22 protein-coding genes and 1 pseudogene are annotated in these 24,149 nt (G+C 38.6%); 14 read left to right on the top strand and 9 right to left on the bottom strand.

Annotated elements, in window-relative coordinates; all coding sequences use genetic code 11:
• Nucleotides 1–63: 63 nt before the first annotated feature.
• Nucleotides 64–303: a hypothetical protein gene (locus K6J66_RS02215; RefSeq protein ID WP_005651317.1), complete on the bottom strand. Its 240-nt coding sequence runs from the start codon at nt 301–303 to the stop codon at nt 64–66.
• Nucleotides 304–584: 281 nt separating this feature from the next.
• Here K6J66_RS02215 and pepE point away from each other — a divergent pair, with 281 nt between their 5' ends.
• The 4 genes from pepE to cpdB all read left to right on the top strand — a co-directional run bounded on the left by pepE (nt 585) and on the right by cpdB (nt 6,012).
• Nucleotides 585–1,289 carry a dipeptidase PepE gene (gene pepE / locus K6J66_RS02220; RefSeq protein WP_038439479.1) on the top strand — a complete coding sequence of 235 codons (705 nt, stop codon included), beginning with the start codon at nt 585–587 and terminating at the stop codon, nt 1,287–1,289.
• 17 nt (nt 1,290–1,306) lie between these two features.
• Complete coding sequence (dcuC, locus tag K6J66_RS02225; protein ID WP_038439478.1) at nt 1,307–2,602, top strand: C4-dicarboxylate transporter DcuC; 1,296 nt, start codon at nt 1,307–1,309, stop codon at nt 2,600–2,602.
• A gap of 71 nt (nt 2,603–2,673) precedes the next feature.
• Nucleotides 2,674–3,945: a M20 family metallo-hydrolase gene (locus K6J66_RS02230; protein WP_038439477.1), complete on the top strand. Its 1,272-nt coding sequence runs from the start codon at nt 2,674–2,676 to the stop codon at nt 3,943–3,945.
• A gap of 93 nt (nt 3,946–4,038) precedes the next feature.
• A complete protein-coding gene (gene cpdB, locus K6J66_RS02235) occupies nt 4,039–6,012 on the top strand; it encodes a 2',3'-cyclic-nucleotide 2'-phosphodiesterase (RefSeq protein WP_038439476.1) in 1,974 nt (657 codons plus the stop codon).
• Nucleotides 6,013–6,098: 86 nt separating this feature from the next.
• Here cpdB and K6J66_RS09595 read toward each other — a convergent pair.
• Nucleotides 6,099–6,197: pseudogene (locus K6J66_RS09595) on the bottom strand (MerR family transcriptional regulator); the annotation flags it as partial.
• Nucleotides 6,198–6,698: 501 nt separating this feature from the next.
• On the opposite strand from K6J66_RS09595, the gene mnmG reads away from it, so the two are divergent.
• The 5 genes from mnmG to tuf all read left to right on the top strand — a co-directional run bounded on the left by mnmG (nt 6,699) and on the right by tuf (nt 13,207).
• The gene (mnmG, locus tag K6J66_RS02240) at nt 6,699–8,588 is read left to right on the top strand and encodes a tRNA uridine-5-carboxymethylaminomethyl(34) synthesis enzyme MnmG (protein ID WP_038439475.1); all 1,890 of its coding nucleotides are present in this window, start codon (nt 6,699–6,701) and stop codon (nt 8,586–8,588) included.
• Between the two features lie 181 nt (nt 8,589–8,769).
• Nucleotides 8,770–9,144, top strand: coding sequence for a 30S ribosomal protein S12 (gene rpsL / locus K6J66_RS02245; RefSeq protein WP_005543325.1), 375 nt, complete (start codon nt 8,770–8,772; stop codon nt 9,142–9,144).
• 157 nt (nt 9,145–9,301) lie between these two features.
• Nucleotides 9,302–9,772: a 30S ribosomal protein S7 gene (rpsG, locus tag K6J66_RS02250; RefSeq protein WP_005626581.1), complete on the top strand. Its 471-nt coding sequence runs from the start codon at nt 9,302–9,304 to the stop codon at nt 9,770–9,772.
• Between the two features lie 83 nt (nt 9,773–9,855).
• Nucleotides 9,856–11,958 carry an elongation factor G gene (fusA, locus tag K6J66_RS02255; RefSeq protein WP_005651039.1) on the top strand — a complete coding sequence of 701 codons (2,103 nt, stop codon included), beginning with the start codon at nt 9,856–9,858 and terminating at the stop codon, nt 11,956–11,958.
• 64 nt (nt 11,959–12,022) lie between these two features.
• Nucleotides 12,023–13,207: an elongation factor Tu gene (gene tuf, locus K6J66_RS02260; RefSeq protein ID WP_005654658.1), complete on the top strand. Its 1,185-nt coding sequence runs from the start codon at nt 12,023–12,025 to the stop codon at nt 13,205–13,207.
• A gap of 130 nt (nt 13,208–13,337) precedes the next feature.
• Here the strand turns inward: tuf and K6J66_RS02265 are convergent, their stop codons facing one another.
• From K6J66_RS02265 to fkpA, 5 genes are all read right to left on the bottom strand, one after another.
• A complete protein-coding gene (locus K6J66_RS02265) occupies nt 13,338–13,625 on the bottom strand; it encodes a DsrH/TusB family sulfur relay protein (protein ID WP_038439474.1) in 288 nt (95 codons plus the stop codon).
• An 8-nt stretch (nt 13,626–13,633) separates the two neighbouring features.
• Nucleotides 13,634–13,993 carry a sulfurtransferase complex subunit TusC gene (gene tusC, locus K6J66_RS02270; protein WP_038439472.1) on the bottom strand — a complete coding sequence of 120 codons (360 nt, stop codon included), beginning with the start codon at nt 13,991–13,993 and terminating at the stop codon, nt 13,634–13,636.
• Entirely contained in the window at nt 13,990–14,370 is a 381-nt protein-coding gene (tusD, locus tag K6J66_RS02275; RefSeq protein WP_038439471.1) for a sulfurtransferase complex subunit TusD, read from the bottom strand. The genes tusC and tusD overlap by 4 nt, the downstream gene beginning before the upstream one ends.
• Complete coding sequence (locus K6J66_RS02280; protein ID WP_005657913.1) at nt 14,370–15,035, bottom strand: helix-turn-helix transcriptional regulator; 666 nt, start codon at nt 15,033–15,035, stop codon at nt 14,370–14,372. The genes tusD and K6J66_RS02280 overlap by 1 nt, the downstream gene beginning before the upstream one ends.
• Nucleotides 15,036–15,124: 89 nt before the next feature.
• A complete protein-coding gene (fkpA, locus tag K6J66_RS02285; RefSeq protein ID WP_005657915.1) occupies nt 15,125–15,850 on the bottom strand; it encodes an FKBP-type peptidyl-prolyl cis-trans isomerase in 726 nt (241 codons plus the stop codon).
• Between the two features lie 97 nt (nt 15,851–15,947).
• On the opposite strand from fkpA, the gene K6J66_RS02290 reads away from it, so the two are divergent.
• Entirely contained in the window at nt 15,948–16,169 is a 222-nt protein-coding gene (locus K6J66_RS02290) for a SlyX family protein (protein WP_005649565.1), read from the top strand.
• A gap of 91 nt (nt 16,170–16,260) precedes the next feature.
• Here K6J66_RS02290 and pgdx read toward each other — a convergent pair whose 3' ends face one another.
• Entirely contained in the window at nt 16,261–16,986 is a 726-nt protein-coding gene (gene pgdx, locus K6J66_RS02295) for a hybrid peroxiredoxin PGdx (protein ID WP_005649562.1), read from the bottom strand.
• A gap of 122 nt (nt 16,987–17,108) precedes the next feature.
• Between pgdx and oxyR the strand changes: the two genes are divergently transcribed.
• Together oxyR and fabR are read left to right on the top strand one after the other, a co-directional pair.
• Nucleotides 17,109–18,014 carry a DNA-binding transcriptional regulator OxyR gene (gene oxyR / locus K6J66_RS02300; RefSeq protein WP_005687082.1) on the top strand — a complete coding sequence of 302 codons (906 nt, stop codon included), beginning with the start codon at nt 17,109–17,111 and terminating at the stop codon, nt 18,012–18,014.
• The gene (gene fabR / locus K6J66_RS02305; protein WP_005629669.1) at nt 18,014–18,631 is read left to right on the top strand and encodes an HTH-type transcriptional repressor FabR; all 618 of its coding nucleotides are present in this window, start codon (nt 18,014–18,016) and stop codon (nt 18,629–18,631) included. The genes oxyR and fabR overlap by 1 nt, the downstream gene beginning before the upstream one ends.
• A gap of 56 nt (nt 18,632–18,687) precedes the next feature.
• On the opposite strand, the gene greB is transcribed toward fabR, so the two are convergent.
• On the bottom strand, nt 18,688–19,176 hold the full coding sequence (greB, locus tag K6J66_RS02310; RefSeq protein WP_038439470.1) for a transcription elongation factor GreB: 489 nt from the start codon (nt 19,174–19,176) through the stop codon (nt 18,688–18,690).
• Between the two features lie 94 nt (nt 19,177–19,270).
• On the opposite strand from greB, the gene K6J66_RS02315 reads away from it, so the two are divergent.
• Nucleotides 19,271–21,583: a Tex family protein gene (locus K6J66_RS02315; RefSeq protein ID WP_038439469.1), complete on the top strand. Its 2,313-nt coding sequence runs from the start codon at nt 19,271–19,273 to the stop codon at nt 21,581–21,583.
• Between the two features lie 125 nt (nt 21,584–21,708).
• Entirely contained in the window at nt 21,709–24,129 is a 2,421-nt protein-coding gene (gene gyrB / locus K6J66_RS02320) for a DNA topoisomerase (ATP-hydrolyzing) subunit B (protein ID WP_038439468.1), read from the top strand.
• The last annotated feature ends 20 nt before the right edge of the window (nt 24,130–24,149 follow it).

Here is a 24,149-nt window from a genome sequence, read left to right on the forward strand (position 1 = left end):
CTGTTTAGATTGAGTTTGACACTCATATACTAAACAGGAAATGCTCATTTTTATTGTGATTTGTTAAATACCATAATGATCATACGCATCTATTGATCTATAAATAGCATTTCTTAATGAAACCTCATATATATTACATAGTTCAAGAAAATAGCCAGCTATTTCAGAATTCCATTCATATAAAGCAACGATGTTATCATTAATACTTTCTGATGTTTTATTTTTCACATAGTTTTTGTATGTAGATAATCTTTCCTTACTAAGTGCTTTTTCTAAAACAAGAAATTGCGTTGCTGATAACATATAATCCTACTTATCACTTGACATTTGAATTATTTAACCATACGACTCCGCCCCCGACGATAGGGAACGTTGGTCACTGATAGCATTATCAACCCCCCCTACAATATTGAGGCAAGGCCACCTAAAAGGTGGCTTTTGTCATTTTTAATTCCTGAAAAGCATCTTTTTCAACTAAATCAATAATGCTACGCAATCCATAAAAATCCAGCTTTTATGCTGGATTTTGTTTTTAGCTTAGGCATAATAGTAATAACTTTTCATCCCTAAAAAGGATTATAAATATGAAAAATATGTTACTGCTCAGTAGCTCAAAATACAAGAACACGGGTTATCTTGAACACACCCTACCTTGGTTACAAAATTTCTTGGCTGATTATCGTGGTAAAACAATTGCTTTTGTACCTTATGCTGGGGTGAGCCGCACTTTTGATGAATATGAAAAAACTGTGCAAAATGCACTTTCTGATTTAGGGATGAATATTGTTTCCGTTCATCATGGTAAACAGCATCGGGATATTATTGAACAAGCAGATGTCATCGCTATTGGCGGCGGGAATACATTTTGTTTGTTAAAACAGCTTTATGAACACAATTTGATTGATATCATTCGTGAAAAAGTAAATAACGGTACGCCTTATTTTGGTTGGAGTGCTGGGGCCAATGTAGCTGGCGCATCTATTATGACAACTAATGATATGCCGATTACTTATCCTCCTTCATTTCAAGCGTTACAAATTTTTCCTCATCAAATTAATCCGCACTTTATTTCAGGTAAAATGCAAGGCCACAATGGTGAAAGCCGAGAAGAACGTTTAGCCGAATTTTTACTCGTTAATCCAACCGCACTTGTATATGCATTACCTGAAGGTTCTGCGCTTAATATACAAAATGAAATGGCAACCGTATTGGGCGAAAATCCTATTTTGTGCTTCAGTGAAAATATGGAATGTGGCACATTTGATATCAATACAACTTTTTCTTATTAACTTAAAGGGAACATATAATGGAATTATTTAAATCCATCGTTGCAGTGATTGGCATTATTGCCACAATTTATTTTCTGATTAAAAAAGCCGAAACCCGAACTGTTTTGATTGGTGTCGGTTTAATAATGTCCATTCTAACGCTGAATCCAATGGGTGCATTAGATGCTTTTGCCAAAAGTATGACATCTGGCGGATTAATTATGGCTATCTGTTCCAGTATGGGTTTTGCTTATGTAATGAAATACACTCAATGTGATACTCATCTGGTACATTTACTTACCAAACCATTAAGCGGATTAAAATTCTTCTTAATTCCAATTGCAACCGTCATCACCTTTTTCATCAATATTGCTATTCCTTCTGCTGCTGGTTGTGCTGCTGCGGTTGGCGCAACATTAATTCCCGTTTTAAAAAGTGCGGGTGTTCGACCAGCTACTGCTGGTGCAGCTATTTTAGCAGGGACTTTTGGATCAATGATGAGCCCAGGTTCTTCTCACTCAGCAATGATTAGTGAAATGTCAGGCTTAACTATCACTCAAGTAAACCTTTCACATGCACCATATAACATGATTGCGGGAGCAATAGGTGCTATTGTTTTAACAATTCTTGCGCTTGTTTTTAAAGATTATGGTGAACAACATCGTAAAGCTTATCTTGCAGAACAAAAAGAAAGTGAAATTAAAGTTGTTGAAGGCGTCAATGTACTTTATGCTCTTGCACCATTAATACCATTAGTTATTTTAGTGATTGGTGGAACATCATTACAACAAGTGCCAGGTCTTGAATGGACTAAAATGGGCGTTCCTCAAGCAATGCTAATTGGTGCAATTTACGGCATTATCGTCACTCGTATTTCCCCAGTAAAAATCACTGAAGAATTTTTCAATGGTATGGGAAATTCTTATGCAAACGTACTTGGTATTATCATTGCAGCCAGTGTATTTGTGGCAGGATTAAAATCTACGGGCACAGTGGATGCTGCAATTTCTTTCTTAAAAGAATCCAACGAATTTGTACGTTGGGGTGCAACAATTGGACCATTCTTAATGGGCTTAATTACAGGTTCTGGCGATGCAGCAGCGATTGCCTTTAACACTGCCGTCACGCCACATGCTGTAGAACTCGGCTACACTCATGTAAATCTTGGTATGGCAGCAGCCATTGCTGGTGCAATTGGTCGTACAGCTTCACCAATTGCAGGTGTAACCATTGTTTGTGCAGGCCTTGCGATGGTAAGCCCAGTAGAAATGGTAAAACGTACCGCACCAGGCATGATACTTGCTGTTTTATTCTTAGCATTATTTATGTTGTAAAAATAGTAAAAAATTGACCGCACTTTATTTAAGTGCGGTCTGTTTTTATAGCCTTTTAAAGGAAGAAAAAAATGAACTTAGATTTAAATCAACTTGTTAAATGGCGTCGTGAATTTCATCGTTTTCCAGAAATTGGCTGGAGTGAATTTTGGACAACTTCTCGCATTGCGGATTACTTGGAAGACTTAGATTGTTTTGAAATTTTTCTTGGCAAACAAATTATAAATCCAGACTTTGTTCGTGGACGAAAACAAGCCGTAGTAGATAAAGGTTTAGCTAATGCAAAAGCCTATGGAGCCAATGAAAAATGGCTCGAAAAAATGGAAGGATACACTGGTTGTGTGGCATTATTTGATTCAGGTAAACCAGGAAAAACCATCGCGTTACGTTTTGATATCGACTGTGTGAATGTAACGGAAACTCGCTCACCCGAGCATATTCCAAATAAAGAAGGTTTTGCCTCAATTAACGATGGTTTTATGCATGCTTGTGGACATGATTCACATATTACAATAGGTTTAGGTGTTGCATTATGGATCGCTCAGAACAAAGATAAACTCACTGGAAAAGTAAAAATTGTATTCCAACCAGCAGAAGAAGGTGTTCGAGGTGCAGCAGCCATTGCACAAAGTGGCATAATTGATGATGCAGATTATTTTGCTTCTTCACACATTAGTTTTTGCGCGAATACAGGCACAGTTATTGCTAATCCAAGAAATTTTCTTTCCACTACAAAAATTGATATTCGCTATAAAGGTAAACCTGCACATGCAGGTGCTGCGCCCCATTTAGGTCGTAATGCTTTATTAGCTGCAGCGCATACAGTCACTCAACTTCATGGTATTGCACGCCATGGTGAAGGCATGACAAGAATTAATGTGGGTGTGCTAAAAGCGGGTGAAGGACGAAATGTCATTCCATCTTCTGCTGAATTACAATTAGAAGTGCGGGGAGAAAATAAAGCAATTAATGAATACATGACTGAACAAGTCATGCAAATAGCCAAAGGTATCTCCATAAGTTTTGATGTCGCATATGAAACTGAAATTGTAGGTGAAGCCGTGGATATGAATAACGATGTTGAACTTATAAAACTCATCGAAGAAATATCTCTTGAACAACCACAAATAAATAACGTAAATTCAGATTATGCTTTCAATGCAAGTGAAGATGCGACTATTTTAGGTAGACGTGTACAAGAACACGGAGGCAAAGCTATTTACTTCATTCTTGGTGCAGATCGCACAGCAGGTCATCACGAAGCTGAATTTGATTTTGATGAAAATCAATTACTTACTGGAGTTAATATTTATACTTCCTTAGTACAGAAATTATTAGCTTAATTAAATAAAAATATTTTTACTCCTTTCTTTTAAGAATCCGCTATTTTTCTTAGAATAAAGGGAATATTTACTCACCCTAATAAGGAAAACTCTATGATGAACAGACGTCATTTTATTCAAATTGGTGCGACCAGTATTCTTGCATTAAGTGCAAACCGTTTTGCGATGGCAAAAGGAAAGAGCGATGTTGAACTACGCATTGTGGCAACAACAGACGTTCATAGTTTCTTGACCGATTTTGACTATTATAAAGATGCACCAACCGATAAATTCGGTTTTACTCGTGCAGCCAGCCTTATTCGTCAAGCACGTGCTGAAGTAAAAAATAGCGTATTGGTAGATAATGGGGATTTAATTCAAGGTAATCCAATTGCAGACTATCAAGCCGCACAAGGCTATAAAGAAGGCAAATCTAACCCTGCGATCGATTGTTTAAATGCGATGAATTATGAAGTGGGTACATTAGGTAACCACGAATTTAACTATGGTCTCAATTATCTTGCAGATGCCATCAAACAAGCTAAATTCCCGATTGTGAATGCTAACGTAGTAAAAGCGGGGACAGAAGAACCTTATTTCACACCTTATGTCATTCAAGAAAAATCAGTTGTTGATAATCAAGGTAAAACACATAAATTAAAAATTGGTTATATCGGTTTTGTACCACCGCAAATCATGGTTTGGGATAAAGCAAACCTTCAAGGCAAAGTTGAAACCCGTGATATTGTAAAAACAGCGCAAAAATATGTACCTGAAATGAAGAAAAAAGGGGCTGATATTGTCGTTGCATTAGCTCACACTGGCCCATCTGATGAACCTTATCAAGAAGGTGCTGAAAACTCTGCATTCTATTTAGCGGATGTTCCACACATTGATGCGGTTATTTTTGGTCACTCACACCGTTTATTCCCAAATAAAGAATTTGCGAAATCACCAAATGCAGACATCGTAAATGGTACCGTAAAAGGCATACCAGAAAGTATGGCTGGTTACTGGGCAAATAATATCAGCGTGGTGGATTTAGGCTTAACAGAACACAAGGGTAAATGGATCGTGACTTCTGGCAAAGCGGTGCTTCGTCCAATTTATGATATAGAAACCAAAAAAGCACTTGCAAAAAATGACCCAGAAATTACCGCACTTTTAAAACCAGTTCACGAAGCGACACGTAAATATGTTTCTCAACCTATCGGCAAAGCCACAGACAATATGTATAGTTACCTTGCATTAATACAAGATGATCCAACCATTCAAATTGTAAACCAAGCACAAAAAGCGTATGTAGAGAAAGTTGCACCAAGTGTTGCAGCAATGGCTGGCTTACCTATTTTAAGTGCAGGCGCACCATTTAAAGCAGGCGGTCGTAAAAATGACCCAACGGGCTATACCGAAGTAAATAAAGGTGAATTAACTTTCCGTAATGCAGCAGACTTATACCTTTATCCAAATACGCTAGTGGTTGTTAAAGCGACAGGCGAGCAATTAAAAGAATGGTTAGAATGTAGTGCTGGTATGTTTAAACAAATTGATCCTACAAGTGATAAACCACAATCATTAATCGACTGGGAAGGTTTCCGCACTTATAACTTTGATGTGATTGATGGTGTCAATTATGAATACGATCTAACCAAACCAGCTCGTTACGATGGTGAATGTAAATTAATTAACCCTGAATCGCATCGTGTAGTGAATCTCACTTATCAAGGTAAACCAGTTGATCCAAAAGCAGAATTTTTGATTGCAACGAATAACTATCGTGCTTACGGCAATAAATTCCCAGGTACTGGCGATCAACATATTGTTTACGCATCACCAGATGAAAGCCGTCAAATTTTGGCTGATTATATTAAAGCAACCAGTGAGAAAGAGGGTTCAGTCAATCCAAATGCGGATAAAAACTGGCGTTTTGTTCCTATCACAGGTAACGATAAATTAGATGTTCGTTTTGAAACCTCACCAAGCGAACAAGCGGTGAAATTTATTGCAGAAAAAGCACAATATCCGATGAAACAGGTGGGTACTGACGAAATCGGTTTTGCAGTGTATCAAATTGATTTATCTAAATAATAATTAGGAAAATAAAATGCCATCTAAATATTAAAATTTAGGTGGCATTTTTTCTTCCTAAAGAGCGGTCAAATTTTTGAGTATTTTTACAAATTGCATTCGCTTTTCAATCCTTCTATTGCTTTACATTCCTCTTCATTATGTTCACTTTCAGTAACAATTGACTGTAAAAAATCTTTAATTTTATTTCCTTAACTATTTGATTTGAAGGAAGTATAAAACCTGTAGTAACTACAAAGCCAAATCATAAAACGTACATTTAATAAAATTAATTGTTTAAAAAAACTAAATTATAGGGATTTCAATAAAAATTCATTTTTATCTGTGGATAACTCATAAATAATCTGTCATAAAACTGTTTTTACTCACTTGGTAACTTTGAGCAAAAATAAAATTGTTAATAACTTTCCATTTTACACACAAGATTTTTAAAGAAAATGATCGCATTTTCACAAGATTTTTGGATCCTATAACACCTGTTTCCGTAAGGATCTAATAAGGTTACTCACAACCAAAAAAGATCTTAATAATAACAATAATAAGATCTTTATATATAAAAAGAGATCTTATTTACTAATACAAACCTGATCTTTCAAAGGATCAATAGATCCATTCTTTTTTTGTCAGGTGTTTTAAATTTCTGTAGAATAACGCCAATTTTTTGATCCGAATAAATAGAGATAGATATGTTTTACACTGAAACTTATGATGTGATTGTGATCGGTGGTGGCCATGCGGGTACAGAAGCCGCGCTTGCACCAGCTCGTATGGGATTTAAAACCCTTTTATTAACACATAATGTAGATACTTTAGGGCAAATGTCTTGTAACCCTGCAATTGGTGGGATCGGTAAAGGTCATTTAGTAAAAGAAGTAGATGCAATGGGCGGTTTAATGGCGCATGCTGCAGATAAAGCAGGGATCCAATTTCGTACTTTAAATAGCAGTAAAGGCCCAGCAGTGCGTGCTACTCGAGCTCAAGCTGACAGAGTTCTATATCGCCAAGCTGTTCGTACTGCATTAGAAAATCAACCTAATTTAGATATTTTCCAACAAGAAGCGACTGATATTCTGATTGAGCAAGATCGAGTTACAGGCGTTAGCACAAAAATGGGATTAACTTTTCGTGCTAAATCAGTGGTATTAACTGCAGGTACTTTCTTAGCTGGTAAAATTCATATTGGTTTGGAAAATTATGAAGGTGGCCGTGCAGGGGATCCTGCTTCTGTAAATCTTTCACATCGATTAAGAGATCTCGGATTACGTGTAGATCGCCTTAAAACGGGTACACCACCACGTATTGATGCGCGTACGATCAATTTTGATATTTTAGCTAAACAACACGGTGATGCTGTTTTACCTGTGTTTTCTTTTATGGGATCAGTGGATGATCACCCTCAACAAATTCCTTGCTATATCACCCATACCAATGAACAAACCCATGAAGTGATCCGTAATAACTTGGATCGCAGTCCAATGTATACTGGTGTGATTGAAGGGATCGGTCCGCGTTATTGCCCATCTATTGAAGATAAAGTGATGCGTTTCTCGGATCGTAATTCACATCAAATTTATTTAGAACCAGAAGGCTTAACCAGTAATGAAGTGTATCCAAACGGGATCTCTACCAGTTTGCCGTTTGACGTGCAAATGGGCATTGTGAATTCTATGAAAGGTTTAGAAAACGCACGTATTGTGAAACCAGGTTATGCCATTGAATACGATTATTTTGATCCACGCGATTTAAAACCAACATTAGAAACTAAATCAATTTCGGGTCTATTCTTCGCAGGTCAAATTAACGGTACAACCGGTTATGAAGAAGCTGCGGCACAAGGTTTATTGGCCGGGATTAACGCAGGTCTTTATGTACAAGAGAAAGAGGCATGGTATCCACGCCGTGATCAATCTTATACTGGCGTATTGGTGGATGATCTTTGCACACTTGGTACCAAAGAACCATATCGCGTATTTACTTCTCGTGCGGAATATCGTTTATTATTACGTGAAGACAACGCAGACATTCGTTTAACGCCAATTGCCCATGAATTAGGTTTAATTGATGAGGCTCGCTGGGCACGTTTCAATCAAAAAATGGAAAATATTGAACAGGAACGCCAACGCTTACGCAACATTTGGTTGCATCCGCGTTCTGAATATTTAGAAGAAGCGAATAAAGTGCTTGGTAGTCCACTTGTACGTGAGGCTAGCGGTGAAGATTTATTGCGTCGTCCTGAAATGACCTACGATATTTTGACTTCTTTAACGCCATATAAACCAGCAATGGAAGATAGAGAAGCCGTAGAACAAGTGGAAATAGCTATTAAATATCAAGGCTATATCGAGCATCAACAAGAAGAAATCGAAAAACAAAAACGCCACGAAAATACGGCTATTCCAGCTAACTTTGATTATAGCAAAGTGTCTGGTTTATCTAATGAAGTACGTGCGAAATTGGAACAACATCGTCCGGTTTCCATTGGACAAGCGAGCCGAATTTCAGGTATTACCCCTGCAGCAATTTCAATTATTTTGGTTAATTTGAAAAAACAAGGGATGCTGAAACGTGGGGAATAAAATTTTTTATTAAAAAACAAAAGTGCGGTAAATTTTAATCTAGTTTTAATCCTAGAGCATATTGTTTAATTATTGACAATAAAGCGTAAAACTATTAGAATTCGCCGTCTATTTCTGTATAGAAGTAGATTTTTTGAACAACATTCTATTCTTGAATAACATTTAAACTGGAGCTTTTTTAATGGCAACTATCAACCAGCTAGTACGCAAACCGCGTGTGAAAAAGGTTGTAAAAAGCAACGTTCCTGCATTAGAGGCTTGCCCGCAGAAACGTGGTGTATGTACTCGTGTATATACTACAACTCCTAAAAAACCAAACTCAGCGTTACGTAAAGTATGTCGTATCCGCTTAACTAACGGTTTTGAAGTAACTTCTTATATCGGTGGTGAAGGTCATAACCTTCAAGAGCACAGTGTTGTATTAATCCGTGGTGGTCGTGTTAAAGACTTACCGGGTGTGCGTTACCACACAGTACGCGGTGCATTAGACTGCGCAGGCGTTAAAGATCGTAAACAAGGTCGTTCTAAATACGGCGTTAAACGTCCTAAAGCTTAATGGTTCTCCGTTAAGTAAGGCCAAACGTCTAAATTAGCAAAACAATTTAAACCATAAACTCCAGTCAAAAAGCGCTTTGCGCTGCAAATTTTCTCAATGAGAAATATTGCTGATGGGTTTTGGATATCCTGAAGATTAAAATACGGAGAAATTCGCAATGCCACGTCGTCGTAGTGTTGAAGCACGCAAGATTCTTCCAGATCCGAAGTTCGGTTCAGAATTACTTGCAAAATTTATTAATGTAATCATGGTAGACGGTAAAAAATCCGTTGCTGAATCAATCGTTTATGGTGCTTTAGAAACTTTAGCACAACGCACAGGTAAAGAGCCTTTAGAAGCGTTTGAAGTTGCACTTGAAAACGTACGTCCAACTGTTGAGGTTAAATCTCGTCGTGTTGGTGGTTCTACTTACCAAGTACCAGTTGAAGTGCGCCCTGTACGTCGTAACGCATTAGGTATGCGTTGGATCGTTGAAGCAGCACGTAAACGTGGTGATAAATCAATGGCTTTACGCCTTGCAAACGAATTATCTGATGCTTCAGATAATAAAGGTGCGGCAGTGAAAAAACGTGAAGATGTTCACCGTATGGCTGAAGCTAATAAAGCATTTGCTCACTACCGTTGGTAATAAGTTTTTGAATTTAAAGGGCTTCATCGTTGATGAAGCCTTACCCTTATATAAACTGATATTAAATAAACAAGGTTATAATAATGGCTCGTACAACCCCTATTGAAAGATATCGTAATATCGGTATCAGTGCGCATATTGATGCGGGTAAAACTACTACTACTGAGCGTATCTTATTCTATACTGGTGTTAGCCACAAAATCGGTGAAGTGCACGATGGTGCAGCAACGATGGACTGGATGGAACAAGAACAAGAGCGTGGTATCACCATTACCTCTGCGGCAACAACTGCATTCTGGTCTGGTATGTCACAACAATTCCCACAACATCGTATCAATGTTATTGATACTCCGGGACACGTGGACTTTACTGTTGAAGTAGAACGTTCTATGCGTGTTCTTGATGGTGCGGTAATGGTTTACTGTGCGGTTGGTGGTGTTCAACCACAATCTGAAACCGTATGGCGTCAAGCTAACAAATATGAAGTTCCGCGTATTGCGTTCGTAAACAAAATGGACCGTACTGGTGCTAACTTCTTACGTGTTGTTGAACAATTAAAAACTCGCTTAGGTGCTAATGCTATTCCTCTTCAACTCCCTGTTGGTGCAGAAGAAAACTTCACAGGTGTAGTTGATTTGATCAAAATGAAAGCGATCAATTGGAATGAAGCAGACCAAGGTATGACTTTCACTTATGAAGAAGTGCCTGCTAATATGCAAGCAGACTGTGAAGAATGGCGTCAAAACCTTGTTGAAGCGGCAGCTGAAGCGTCAGAAGAATTAATGGAAAAATACTTAGGTGGCGAAGACTTAACTGAAGAAGAAATTAAGTCAGCATTACGTCAGCGTGTATTAGCAAATGAAATTATTTTGGTAACCTGTGGTTCTGCGTTCAAAAACAAAGGTGTTCAAGCAATGCTTGATGCAGTTGTTGAATACCTACCAGCACCAACTGATATTCCTGCTATTAAAGGTATCAATCCAGATGAAACTGAAGGTGAGCGTCACGCAAGTGATGAAGAACCATTCTCTTCATTAGCATTTAAAATTGCAACTGACCCATTTGTAGGTAACTTAACATTCTTCCGTGTATATTCTGGAGTGATTAATTCTGGAGATACAGTATTGAATTCTGTACGTCAAAAACGTGAACGTTTTGGTCGTATCGTACAGATGCATGCTAATAAACGTGAAGAAATTAAAGAAGTTCGTGCAGGTGACATCGCAGCTGCTATCGGATTAAAAGATGTAACTACTGGTGATACATTATGTGCAATTGATGCGCCAATTATCCTTGAGCGTATGGAATTCCCTGAGCCAGTAATCTCTGTTGCGGTAGAACCAAAAACTAAAGCTGACCAAGAAAAAATGGGCTTAGCATTAGGTCGTTTAGCACAAGAAGACCCTTCATTCCGTGTTCACACAGATGAGGAATCTGGTGAAACCATTATTTCTGGTATGGGTGAGTTGCACTTAGATATCATTGTTGATCGTATGAAACGTGAGTTCAAAGTGGAAGCTAATATTGGTAAACCACAAGTATCATACCGTGAAACTATCCGCACTCGTGTTAATGATGTCGAAGGTAAACACGCTAAACAATCTGGTGGTCGCGGTCAATATGGTCATGTTGTTATCGACTTATACCCATTAGATCCAGAAGGTCCTGGTTATGAATTTGTAAACGAAATCAAAGGCGGTGTAATTCCTGGTGAATACATTCCAGCCGTTGATAAAGGTATTCAAGAACAACTTAAATCTGGTCCATTAGCGGGTTACCCAGTAGTTGATCTTGGTGTACGTTTACACTTCGGTTCATACCATGATGTGGATTCATCTGAGTTAGCATTTAAACTTGCTGCGTCTTTAGCATTTAAAGCAGCATTCTCAAAAGCAAACCCAGTATTACTTGAGCCAATTATGAAAGTTGAAGTTGAAACTCCACCTGAGTATGTTGGTGATGTAATTGGTGATTTAAGCCGTCGTCGTGCTATGGTTAACGGTCAAGAAGCGAATGAATTCGTTGTTAAAATCGATGCGGAAGTTCCACTTTCAGAAATGTTCGGTTATGCAACAGACTTACGTTCACAAACTCAAGGTCGTGCATCATACTCAATGGAACCGTTAAAATATGCTGAAGCTCCAACAAGTGTGGCAGCTGCAGTAATTGAAGCGCGTAAAAAATAATTTTTGTAAACCAGCGGTGTAAAATATGATTGTTTTATACCGCACTTCTTAGGAAACATTAGCAATGTCTAAAGAAAAATTTGAACGTACAAAACCGCACGTAAACGTGGGTACAATCGGCCACGTTGACCACGGTAAAACAACTTTAACAGCAGCAATCACAACCGTATTAGCAAAACACTACGGTGGTGCAGCGCGTGCATTCGACCAAATTGATAACGCACCAGAAGAAAAAGCGCGTGGTATTACCATCAACACTTCACACGTTGAATATGATACACCGACTCGTCACTACGCACACGTAGACTGTCCGGGACACGCCGACTATGTTAAAAATATGATTACTGGTGCGGCACAAATGGATGGTGCTATTTTAGTAGTAGCAGCAACAGATGGTCCTATGCCACAAACTCGTGAACACATCTTATTAGGTCGCCAAGTAGGTGTACCATACATCATCGTATTCTTAAACAAATGCGATATGGTAGATGATGAAGAGTTATTAGAATTAGTAGAAATGGAAGTACGTGAACTTCTTTCTCAATATGACTTCCCAGGTGACGATACTCCAATCGTACGTGGTTCTGCATTACAAGCATTAAACGGCGTAGCAGAATGGGAAGAAAAAATCCTAGAATTAGCAGGTCACTTAGATACTTATATTCCAGAACCAGAACGTGCGATTGACCAACCGTTCCTTCTTCCAATTGAAGACGTATTCTCAATCTCTGGTCGTGGTACAGTAGTAACTGGACGTGTAGAACGTGGTATCATCCGTACTGGTGATGAAGTAGAAATCGTCGGTATCAAAGATACAGCGAAAACTACTGTAACAGGTGTTGAAATGTTCCGTAAATTACTTGACGAAGGTCGTGCAGGTGAAAACATCGGTGCATTATTACGTGGTACCAAACGTGAAGAAATCGAACGTGGTCAAGTATTAGCGAAACCAGGTTCAATCACACCACACACTGATTTTGAATCAGAAGTATACGTATTATCAAAAGATGAAGGTGGTCGTCATACTCCATTCTTCAAAGGTTACCGTCCACAATTCTATTTCCGTACAACAGACGTAACTGGTACAATCGAATTACCAGAAGGCGTGGAAATGGTAATGCCAGGCGATAACATCAAGATGACAGTAAGCTTAATCCACCCAATTGCGATGGACCAAGGTTTACGTTTCGCAATCCGTGAAGGTGGCCGTACAGTAGGTGCAGGCGTTGTTGCGAAAATCATCAAATAATTGATGAATTCTTGAATGTCTTAAAGATAAAAGACAGAAGAAGTAAAAAGAAAAGTGCGGAGAAAATTCTCCGCATTTTTTTATTCTATATTTGATACTTTGCTTGAGTATTTACTATATTATTTGATTTTTATAGTGATAGCTGTGGTAAATAATTTTCAGTGATTCCAACAAGTTCTTCTATTGATATTAATTTTATCTTGTTGCTTTGAGGTAAAAGTGCGGTGAGATTTCTTGCTAAAATATCTTGTTTTAATATCATGCAATTCCCTTTACATTTGGCAAAATAATCAGGATATTTTATTGCCAATAACACACCGTCTTGCCATAAGACTACCGCATCTTTTTCTGTAATATATGAAAAATAGTCATCGAGTTCAGTTTTGGGATAATCTGATTGAGAAAATGTATAAAGCATAATATTCCTTAGAAAGTAAACAATTTTTCTGCTTGATTAAGCTTTTCTAGCAATAAAGAGCGGTCAATTTTTTCACAAGATAGGATAAGTTCTCTATTATCTAATTTAAATTTCTGCAAAGACGCTGTGCAGATAAAGCGTTGTTCTACATCATATAAATCTAATAATTTAAAGGTTCTAATGAAATCTTTTTGTTGAATGATTTCGGGTTGTTGGTTATCGATAAGATTTAATACGCCATCATCGATAAAAAATATCCCAATATCATTGGGTTCACAAAAAGCTGTTGTGGCAAGAATTGCATCTAAGCCTTCTCGTGAAATGGATGTGCCATGTGGAGATGTGCGAAATAAAAAGGCTATCTTCATAGGGTTATTACTCGATCTGCGTTTAAACTTGCTACTATAAATTCTCCAAGACCTGCAATTGTGAATCCCTCTGCAAGATTGTAGTGAGCTGTAGTTGGTGTAGTTAAGTTATCAACAACACCTCGTCTTTGAGATGCTGCAACACATAAATGTAAAGGAACATTGTAGGTAATAGAAAACATTTGCCAATGTTTTTGTAAATTAACTTCATCATTGGCTGGATACACTAATGCATTTCCGTTACTTACTCCATCTTGGAAGAAAAAAATCTGTGAGATTTCGTGTCCTTTTTTGATTAAGGCATCTGCAAATTGATAAGCTAAAAATGCCCCTTGTTTTCCGTAAATAGGGCTTTTGACGGCGATAACATAGCGCATTATTCTTGCTCTTGTTTGATTTGACGGATGTACAGGTAAACCGTATGTCGGGAAATATCTAAACGTTCAGCGACTAAATTAATCGCATCTTTAATATCAAAAATACCTTTTTCGTAAAGAGAAAGGACGATTTGTCGGTTTTTAGTATTATTGGCAACAGCTCGATCCGCATTGACTTCTTCTATTGTTTTTTCAATAGTCTGCGCAACCAAGTCTTCCACTGAATTCGCAAAGTTCACTGAAGATGTTTCATTCGTATGCTCCGTTGGCATAAAGCATTGCAAAAATTGAGACATGGGTACATCTAAATTGATATTGATGCAAAGCAAACCAATAATACGTTGAGTTTTATTACGAATAGCGATAGTAACTGATTTCATCAGTACGCTGCCTTTTGCTCGTGTAAAATAAGGTTTTGAAACACTTTCGCTTTGCATATTTCGTAGCGAACGTAAGGCAAGATCAGTAATTGGCGAACCAACTTGTCGATTAGTGTTATGTCCGTTGGCAATACAAATAGCAGAATGTTCAATATTTTCCAGAGAATGAAGCACGATTTCGCAGTGCTCGCCAATCAGTGCGCTGACACCATCAACGACTGCTTTGTAGGAATTTATGATAGCCTGATCTTCATCAGTGAAAGGATATTTATCGTTTAATGTCATAGCGTTAGGTTAAAAGTGCGGTAAAAATTCCGCTCGTTTTTTATAATAAAAAGCACGCGTTAAAGAACGCGCGCTATTAAACTTATCCGTTATTTTTCAGATTTCGGATTGACGTCTAATACTTCCACATCAAAAATTAATGTTGAATTTGGTGGAATAGATGCGCCAGCACCTTGTTCGCCATAGCCTAATTCAGGTGCAATAACTAATTGAATTTTTCCGCCTTTTTTCACTAATTGAAGACCTTCAGTCCAGCCTTTAATCACTTGATCAAGTTGGAATTCTACAGGTTGTCCGCGCTCGACAGAGCTATCAAATACTTTTCCATTTGGTAATTTACCCGTGTAATGTACTTTAACCGTATCCGTTGATTTGATTGTATCGCCTTTACCTGCACTTTCAATTTTATACATTAAACCAGATTGCGTCGTTTTTACATCTTTCCCTTTAGCAAATTCAGCACGGAATTTATCGCCTTCTTCTTTTGCTTGTTTAGCAATCGCTTCTGCTTTTGCTTTTGATGCAGCCACTAATTTTGCTTCAATAGATTCTAAGGTTTTTTGGATTTTTTCATCTTTACGAACATCCACTTTGCCTTCTAAAGCATCTTTTAAGCCATCTAAAATACGTGCATTATCATATTTAATGACTTCTTTGTGGGAATCAACAAGATCTTTCATTTGACTGCCCATGAGCGTACCTACTGCATAAGATGCCGCTTTTTCATCGAATGTGTTATCTTCTGCAAAAACTTGACCAGAAATTACCGCACTTACCATTAATGCTGCGATAGATAATTTTTGAATTTTTAACATATAAGTTAATCCTTTATAATGAATGGAATATTACAGGGAATAGATTAAATGGCTTTCTATCTATTCTCAACTTTTTTTTAGAATTTAGAGAAAATTTATGCAAATTCAACAAATGTTAGAAAATCGCATCGAAGAACTTGAAATGAAAATTGCATTTCAGGAACAGTTATTAGATGAATTAAATCACGCTTTAGTTCAACAGCAATTTGATATTGATAAAATGCAAGTCCAATTGCGTTATATGGCAAATAAATTAAAAGACTTTCAACCCTCTAATATTGCAAGTCAATCTGAAGAAACGCCACCGCCCCATTATTGATTTTTGCAATAAATTCGTACAAATGAAAAGGGCGCTTAATGCGCCCTTTAAATTACATTCTCAAATAATAATCAGCTAAATACTTGCCTACTTATGCAAAGTATTTTTCCAAATCGTCGCTACCGCCAATGTGTTTACCACCGATAAACACTTGTGGAACAGTAGCACGACCTGAAACTGCACGTACGCTCACGATTGTTGCATCGTGACCTAATATGATTTCTTCAAAGCTTAAGCCTTTATCGTGTAAAAGTTGTTTTGCTTTTGCACAGAAAGGACAGCCAGGTTTTGTGAAGATTGAAATAGACTCTTGCACTTGGTGTTGTGGTGCAAGGTATTTCAACATAGTGTCAGCATCGGATACTTTGAACGGATCGCCTGGTTCGTTTGGTTCGATAAACATTTTTTCAACTACGCCGTTTTTCACAAGCATAGAATAACGCCATGAACGTTTACCGAAGCCTAAATCTTCTTTACCAACTAACATACCCATGCCTTCGGTAAATTCACCATTACCATCTGGAATGAAAGTGATGTTTTCAGATTTTTCATCTTCTTTCCATGCGTTCATTACGAAAGTATCATTTACAGATACAACAAGAATATCGTCTACACCGTATTTTTTGAATACTGGCGCTAATTCGTTGTAACGTGGTAAGTGTGATGATGAGCAAGTTGGAGTGAATGCGCCCGGTAATGAGAACACGATCACTGTTTTGTTATCAAATAACTCTGAGGTAGTTACATCAACCCATTTATCACCCTGACGAGTGCGGAATGTCACTTGAGGGACTTTTTTTCCTTCCATACTAGACATTGTTTTTTCTCCTATTGGTTGTTAATTTAAATTTTACGTGCTGTATTATAGGGAAAATTATGATATAGTCATAATCAATTAATTCTATTCTTTTAATTGAATTTTTCTATAGGGAAAATCTCATGAATATCCGTGATCTAGAATATCTTGTTGCCTTATCTGAATATAAACATTTCCGCCGTGCTGCCGATTCTTGTAATGTGAGCCAACCAACATTAAGTGGGCAAATTCGTAAGTTAGAAGATGAGCTTGGTATTATTTTGTTAGAACGTACTAGCCGTAAAGTGTTGTTTACTCAATCTGGGATGTTATTGGTTGATCAGGCTCGCACAGTTCTTCGAGAAGTAAAATTATTGAAAGAAATGGCGAGTAATCAAGGTAAAGAGATGACCGGGCCATTACACATCGGTTTAATTCCAACGGTTGGTCCTTATTTGCTCCCTTATATTGTGCCAATGTTAAAAGCGGCATTCCCTGATTTAGAAGTTTTTCTTTATGAAGCGCAAACGCATCAATTATTAGAACAATTGGAAACGGGGCGTTTAGATTGTGCTATCGTTGCCACTGTTCCAGAAACTGAGGCTTTTATTGAAGTACCTATTTTCAACGAGAAAATGTTACTCGCCGTATCAGAGCATCATCCTTGGGCTCAAGAAAGTAAACTTCCAATGAACCAATTAAATGGTCAAGAAATGTTAATGCTTGATGATGGTCATTGTTTGCGCAATCAAGCGCTAGATTATTGCTTCACTGCTGGTGCAAAAGAAAATTCCCATTTCCAAGCAACTAGTCTTGAAACTTTGCGCAATATGGTGGCAGCGAATGCTGGTATCACTTTTATGCCTGAATTGGCAGTACTAAATGAAGGTACGCGCAAAGGTGTGAAATATATTCCTTGTTATTCGCCAGAGCCATCACGCACCATTGCGTTGGTTTATCGTCCTGGTTCGCCATTACGTAATCGTTATGAGCGTGTGGCAAGTGCGGTCAGCGATGAAGTTAAATCTATTCTAGGTGGGTTGAAATAATGGCTGGTGTTCGTGCTGTTCAAAAAGAAAAGACTCGTCGCGCTTTAGTGGATGCGGCATTTAATCAACTTAGCGCAGAAAAAAGTTTTTCTAATTTAAGTTTACGAGAAGTGGCACGCGAGGCTGGTATTGCGCCTACCTCTTTCTATCGCCATTTTAGTGATATGGATGAACTTGGCTTAGAAATGGTGGATGAAGCTGGTTTGATGTTGCGCCAATTAATGCGTCAAGCGCGTAAACGTATTGATGCTGGCGGTAGCGTTATTTCTGTTTCTGTGGATACATTTTTTGAATTTATTACTAATAGCACGAACGTTTTTCGCTTGCTATTACGCGAAAGTTCAGGCACTTCTCAAGCTTTTCGTACTGCGGCAGCACGAGAAATTAAGCATTTTGTTGATGAGTTAGCAGAATATATTTCCTACAAACATCAATATTCGCAATATGTTGCTTATGTTCAAGCGGAAGGCATCGTAACAATCGTATTCACTGCAGGGGCGAATGCTTTAGATATGAGTAAAGCTGAACGTGAGCAACTTAAAGCTCGAGTGATTTTGCAGTTGAGAATGCTTGCAAAAGGCGCTGATTTTGCAGCGAATAAGGAAAGAGGCAAGTAAGATAGTTTATACCTAGCCTATTAGTTTTCTCTTTGTGCTTAGATATTCACCATCTTTTATTTTTCCGAGTTATTATCATACCAAATTTTATTCACATAAAGTGTGATAAAACCTGATGGCGTTTCTACCCGCACTTCGTCGTCTAATGTTTTTCCGATTAAAGCTCGAGCAACTGGGGAATCAATGGATATCCAATTTTTCGCAGGGGCAAATTCATCACAACCGACGATACGGTATTGCTTAATTTCACCTTCTTCATTTTCTAATTCCACCCACGCACCGAAGAAAACTTTTCCCTCTTGCTTTGGATTGTAATCGACAATTTGTAGCACTTCCAATCTTTTGGTTAAAAAACGCACGCGGCGATCAATTTCACGTAAGCGACGTTTACCATAAATATATTCGGCATTTTCGCTACGATCGCCTAGTGCAGCTGCATCTGAAACGGCTTGAGTGACTTTTGGGCGTTCTTCTTTCCATAAAAACTTGAGTTCTTGGTCAAGCGCAAGCCAGCCTTGACGGGTAATATAATTTGATTTTGCCATAATAAAATAAAAGAAAGTTTTTTGAATTATATTTGAGCCAGCCCGCTAAAACCAGTATTCTATCTTCGTTTTTTTATAATAAAGAAGTACGACAATGTTAAATCAACAAATTAGCCAAATTATTGCGGCAGAATTAACCGTTCAACCCCAACAAATTCTTGCTGCCATTCAATTATTAGATGATGGCAACACCATTCCATTTATCGCCCGTTATCGTAAAGAAGCCACAGGGGGCTTAGATGACACCCAACTTCGTCATTTTGAAACCCGTTTAATTTATTTGCGTGAATTAGAAGATCGTCGTCAAACTATTTTGAAATCTATTGAAGAGCAAGGAAAATTGACCGATGAATTGCGTGACAAAATCCATGCGACACAAAGCAAAACCGAATTAGAAGATTTGTATTTGCCGTACAAACCAAAACGTCGCACCAAAGGGCAAATTGCCATTGAAGCTGGTCTTGAGCCATTGGCTAATTTACTTTGGAATGAGCCAAAAAATGATCCAGAATCAACCGCACTTTCCTTTGTTGATGCTGATAAAGGCGTGACAGACACCAAAGTAGCCCTTGATGGTGCACGCTATATTTTAATGGAACGTTTTGCTGAAGATGCAGGTTTATTAGCGAAAGTCCGTGATTATTTAGCGAAAAATGCCGTTATCGTATCTAAAGTGATCGAAGGCAAAGAAACGGAAGGTGCAAAATTTCAAGATTATTTTGACCACCAAGAATTATTGAAAAATGTGCCTTCTCACCGAGCATTGGCTATGTTCCGTGGACGTAATGAGGGCATTTTACAATTAAGTTTAAATGCTGATCCTGATGCGGAAGAGGGAAGTCGCCAAAGCTATTGTGAAGAGATTATTCGTGATTATTTAGATGTACGTTTCACGGGGCTCCCAGCGGATAAATGGCGTGAGCAAGTGATTGCGTGGACGTGGAAAATCAAAGTTTCGTTGCATTTAGAAACGGAATTAATGGCAAGTTTACGTGAAAAAGCGGAAGAAGAAGCCATTGATGTTTTCGCCCGAAATCTGACCGCACTTTTAATGGCGGCACCGGCTGGTGCGAAAAGTACCATGGGCTTGGACCCAGGTTTACGTACGGGAGTTAAAGTTGCAGTAGTGGATAACACAGGTAAATTATTAGATACCACTACCATTTATCCACACACGGGGCGTGAAGCCGAAGCACAAGTGGCGATTTTCAGCTTAATCCGCAAACATAACGTGGAATTAATTGCTATTGGTAATGGTACAGCTTCTCGTGAAACAGAACGTTTTGCGAAAGACGTGATTAAAGAAATTAAAGAAAATAAACCGCAAACCGTTGTGGTCAGTGAAGCTGGCGCGTCCGTTTATTCAGCTTCTGAATTTGCCGCAAATGAATTCCCGAATTTAGATGTATCTTTACGTGGTGCGGTATCAATTGCGCGTCGTTTACAAGATCCATTGGCAGAATTAGTGAAAATCGAACCGAAAGCCATTGGTGTTGGGCAATATCAACACGATGTAAACCAAACCCAACTTGCGCGTAAACTTGATGCAGTAGTGGAAGACTGCGTAAACGCGGTAGGCGTAGATTTAAATACCGCATCCGCGCCATTACTCGCTCGCGTGGCTGGAATGACGAAAACCTTAGCACAAAACATTGTGGAATATCGTGATGAAAATGGGCGTTTTGAAAGCCGTGCAGAATTGAAAAAAGTGCCACGTTTAGGGCCAAAAGCGTTTGAGCAATGTGCAGGCTTTATGCGTATTGCAAACGGGAAAAATCCACTTGATGCTTCAGGTGTTCACCCAGAAGCTTATCCTGTGGTCGAAAAAATTTTGCAAGCTACCGCGCAATCTATTCAAGATTTAATGGGTAATGCGGGTGTGGTACGTCAGCTTGATGCAAAACAATTCATTGATGAGCAATTTGGTTTACCGACCGTCCAAGATATTTTCAAAGAGTTGGAAAAACCAGGGCGCGATCCACGCGGCGAGTTCAAAACCGCTGTATTTGCTGAGGGCGTGGAAGAAATAACGGATTTAAAATCTGGAATGATTTTAGAAGGAACTGTTACTAATGTAACCAATTTTGGCGCATTTGTGGATATTGGTGTTCATCAAGATGGTTTAGTACATATTTCATCATTAAGCGATAAATTTGTGGAAGATCCCCATCAAGTGGTAAAAACAGGCAATATTGTAAAAGTCAAAGTGTTAGAAGTAGATGTGTCACGTAAACGCATTGCATTGACGATGCGATTAGATGAAAGTGCGGTCAAAAATGACGGTAAATCTGACCGCACTTTATCCGCAAGACCTCGTGCAAATACGCAGCGAGAGGCGCGTAGTTCAAGAGGTAATAATGCGATGGGCAATGCCTTTGCTGATGCGCTAAAAAATTGGAAAAAATAACAAGTTATAGGGCGAAATTATTCGCCCTTTTTTTATCGCTTTCCTTTCCCGAAAAGCATCGCCAAAACGGCGATTTTTTGCTATAATCTCGCCCAATTTTTATTTACAAAAGAATGAGATAAATTATGTCAGAAACGACCAATGATAACTATGGTGCATCGAGCATTAAAGTATTAAAAGGCCTTGATGCGGTGCGTAAGCGTCCTGGTATGTATATCGGCGATACCGATGACGGTACTGGTTTGCACCATATGGTATTTGAAGTGGTGGATAATGCCATTGATGAAGCCCTCGCTGGCCATTGTTCCGATATTATCGTGACAATTCACGATGATAATTCTGTATCGGTGCAAGATGATGGGCGCGGGATTCCTGTGGATATTCATCCTGAAGAAGGCGTTTCTGCAGCGGAAGTGATTATGACTGTGCTTCACGCAGGCGGTAAATTTGACGATAACTCTTATAAAGTATCGGGCGGTTTACACGGCGTGGGCGTATCTGTAGTGAATGCGCTTTCTGATAAGTTACAATTAACCATTCGTCGTCAAGGTCACGTTCACGAGCAGTTTTATCATTTAGGGGAGCCTCAATCGCCATTAACAGTGATTGGCGAAACAGAGGCAACGGGGACAACGGTTCGTTTCTGGCCAAGCTCAGATATTTTTGCTATCACAACCTTTGATTACAAAATCTTAGCAAAACGCTTACGCGAGCTTTCTTTCTTGAATTCTGGCGTATCTATTCGTTTAATCGATAAACGTGATGGATCTGAAGATTATTTCCATTACGAAGGCGGTATTCAAGCATTCGTAGAATATTTGAACAAAAATAAAAACCCAATTCATCCAAAGCCATTTTATTTTACCGCTGAGAAAGATGGTATTGGCGTAGAAGTTGCATTGCAATGGAATGATGGTGTAAATGAAAACGTGTACTGCTTTACCAATAACATTCCTCAACGTGATGGCGGTACTCACCTAGCTGGTTTCCGTGGGGCTTTAACCCGTAGCTTAAATAGCTATATGGAAAACGAAGGCATGCTGAAAAAAGAAAAAGTGGCGACTTCAGGCGATGATGCGCGTGAAGGTTTGGTGGCGATTATTTCCGTTAAAGTGCCTGATCCAAAATTCTCATCGCAAACTAAAGACAAGCTCGTGTCTTCAGAAGTTAAAAGTGCGGTGGAATCAGCGATGAATGAAAAAATGCAGGAATATTTATTGGAAAATCCTGCAGATGCAAAAATCATTGTAAATCAAATTATTATGGCAGCTCGTGCGCGTGAAGCAGCACGCAAAGCGCGTGAAATGACGCGTCGTAAAGGGGCATTAGATATTGCAGGTTTACCAGGTAAACTAGCAGACTGCCAAGAAAAAGATCCTGCACTTTCTGAACTTTACTTGGTGGAGGGGGACTCCGCGGGTGGTTCTGCGAAAGTTGGTCGTGATCGTAAAACTCAAGCAATTTTGCCATTGAAAGGTAAAATCTTAAACGTAGAAAAAGCACGTTTCGACAAAATGTTGTCTTCCCAAGAAGTGGGTACATTAATTACTGCTTTAGGCTGCGGTATTGGTCGTGATGAATATAACCCAGATAAATTACGCTATCATCATATCATTATTATGACCGATGCTGATGTGGATGGTTCTCACATTCGTACGTTGCTTTTAACCTTCTTCTATCGTCAAATGCCAGAGCTGATTGAGCGTGGTTATGTTTACATTGCTCAGCCGCCACTTTACAAAGTGAAAAAAGGAAAACAAGAACGCTACATTAAAGATGCGGATGAAATGGAGCAATATGAATTAACCCTTGCGTTAGATGGCGCAGAATTACATATCAGTGCAAATGCACCAGCAATGAATGCCCTTGTATTTGAAAAATTGGTGGCAGAATATAACAGCGTACAAAAACTTATCGGTCGCTTAAACCGTCATTACCCAGTGCCTGTATTGCAAGGATTAATTTATCAGTCGCCAATTTCTGTTGAAATGATGAAAAACGAAAGTGCGGTGGAAAATTGGGGTAAATCTTTTGTTGAACAACTGACTGCAAAAGAAACAGAAGCACATCAATATTCAGTGCGTACACAATTTAATGCGGAACGCCAAGTGTATGAAGCGGTGATTACTGTTCGCAAACACGGTATTGATACCGATTATTTCTTGAATTTTGATTTTGTTCACGGCAATGAATACGCGAAAATTGTTTCTCTTAATAAACAACTCAATGGTTTATTAGAAGAGGGTGCTTATGTTATTCGTGGCGAAAAAGTACAACCAGTACGTAGTTTTGAACAAGCCGTTGAATGGCTAGTGAAAGAATCTCGTAAAGGCCTTGAAGTACAACGTTATAAAGGGCTTGGTGAAATGAACGCAGATCAACTTTGGGAAACCACAATGGATCCAAATTCACGTCGTATGTTGAAAGTTTCTATTAAAGATGCTGTTGCAGCAGATCAACTCTTCACGACCTTAATGGGAGATGAAGTTGAGCCACGTCGTGAGTTCATTGAGCTGAATGCGTTAAGAGCAAATCTGGACGTGTAAATTTTCGTCTATTTATATTC

The sequence above is a fragment of the Haemophilus influenzae genome, from assembly GCF_019703545.1.
Lineage (GTDB): Bacteria > Pseudomonadota > Gammaproteobacteria > Enterobacterales > Pasteurellaceae > Haemophilus > Haemophilus influenzae_E.

Coding starts and splice junctions, on each gene's coding strand:
- K6J66_RS02215 (WP_005651317.1), bottom strand. CDS start 303: ATGTTATCAGCAACGCAATTTCTTGTTTTAGAAAAAGCACTTAGTAAG.
- pepE (WP_038439479.1), top strand. CDS start 585: ATGAAAAATATGTTACTGCTCAGTAGCTCAAAATACAAGAACACGGGT.
- dcuC (WP_038439478.1), top strand. CDS start 1,307: ATGGAATTATTTAAATCCATCGTTGCAGTGATTGGCATTATTGCCACA.
- K6J66_RS02230 (WP_038439477.1), top strand. CDS start 2,674: ATGAACTTAGATTTAAATCAACTTGTTAAATGGCGTCGTGAATTTCAT.
- cpdB (WP_038439476.1), top strand. CDS start 4,039: ATGATGAACAGACGTCATTTTATTCAAATTGGTGCGACCAGTATTCTT.
- mnmG (WP_038439475.1), top strand. CDS start 6,699: ATGTTTTACACTGAAACTTATGATGTGATTGTGATCGGTGGTGGCCAT.
- rpsL (WP_005543325.1), top strand. CDS start 8,770: ATGGCAACTATCAACCAGCTAGTACGCAAACCGCGTGTGAAAAAGGTT.
- rpsG (WP_005626581.1), top strand. CDS start 9,302: ATGCCACGTCGTCGTAGTGTTGAAGCACGCAAGATTCTTCCAGATCCG.
- fusA (WP_005651039.1), top strand. CDS start 9,856: ATGGCTCGTACAACCCCTATTGAAAGATATCGTAATATCGGTATCAGT.
- tuf (WP_005654658.1), top strand. CDS start 12,023: ATGTCTAAAGAAAAATTTGAACGTACAAAACCGCACGTAAACGTGGGT.
- K6J66_RS02265 (WP_038439474.1), bottom strand. CDS start 13,625: ATGCTTTATACATTTTCTCAATCAGATTATCCCAAAACTGAACTCGAT.
- tusC (WP_038439472.1), bottom strand. CDS start 13,993: ATGAAGATAGCCTTTTTATTTCGCACATCTCCACATGGCACATCCATT.
- tusD (WP_038439471.1), bottom strand. CDS start 14,370: ATGCGCTATGTTATCGCCGTCAAAAGCCCTATTTACGGAAAACAAGGG.
- K6J66_RS02280 (WP_005657913.1), bottom strand. CDS start 15,035: ATGACATTAAACGATAAATATCCTTTCACTGATGAAGATCAGGCTATC.
- fkpA (WP_005657915.1), bottom strand. CDS start 15,850: ATGTTAAAAATTCAAAAATTATCTATCGCAGCATTAATGGTAAGTGCG.
- K6J66_RS02290 (WP_005649565.1), top strand. CDS start 15,948: ATGCAAATTCAACAAATGTTAGAAAATCGCATCGAAGAACTTGAAATG.
- pgdx (WP_005649562.1), bottom strand. CDS start 16,986: ATGTCTAGTATGGAAGGAAAAAAAGTCCCTCAAGTGACATTCCGCACT.
- oxyR (WP_005687082.1), top strand. CDS start 17,109: ATGAATATCCGTGATCTAGAATATCTTGTTGCCTTATCTGAATATAAA.
- fabR (WP_005629669.1), top strand. CDS start 18,014: ATGGCTGGTGTTCGTGCTGTTCAAAAAGAAAAGACTCGTCGCGCTTTA.
- greB (WP_038439470.1), bottom strand. CDS start 19,176: ATGGCAAAATCAAATTATATTACCCGTCAAGGCTGGCTTGCGCTTGAC.
- K6J66_RS02315 (WP_038439469.1), top strand. CDS start 19,271: ATGTTAAATCAACAAATTAGCCAAATTATTGCGGCAGAATTAACCGTT.
- gyrB (WP_038439468.1), top strand. CDS start 21,709: ATGTCAGAAACGACCAATGATAACTATGGTGCATCGAGCATTAAAGTA.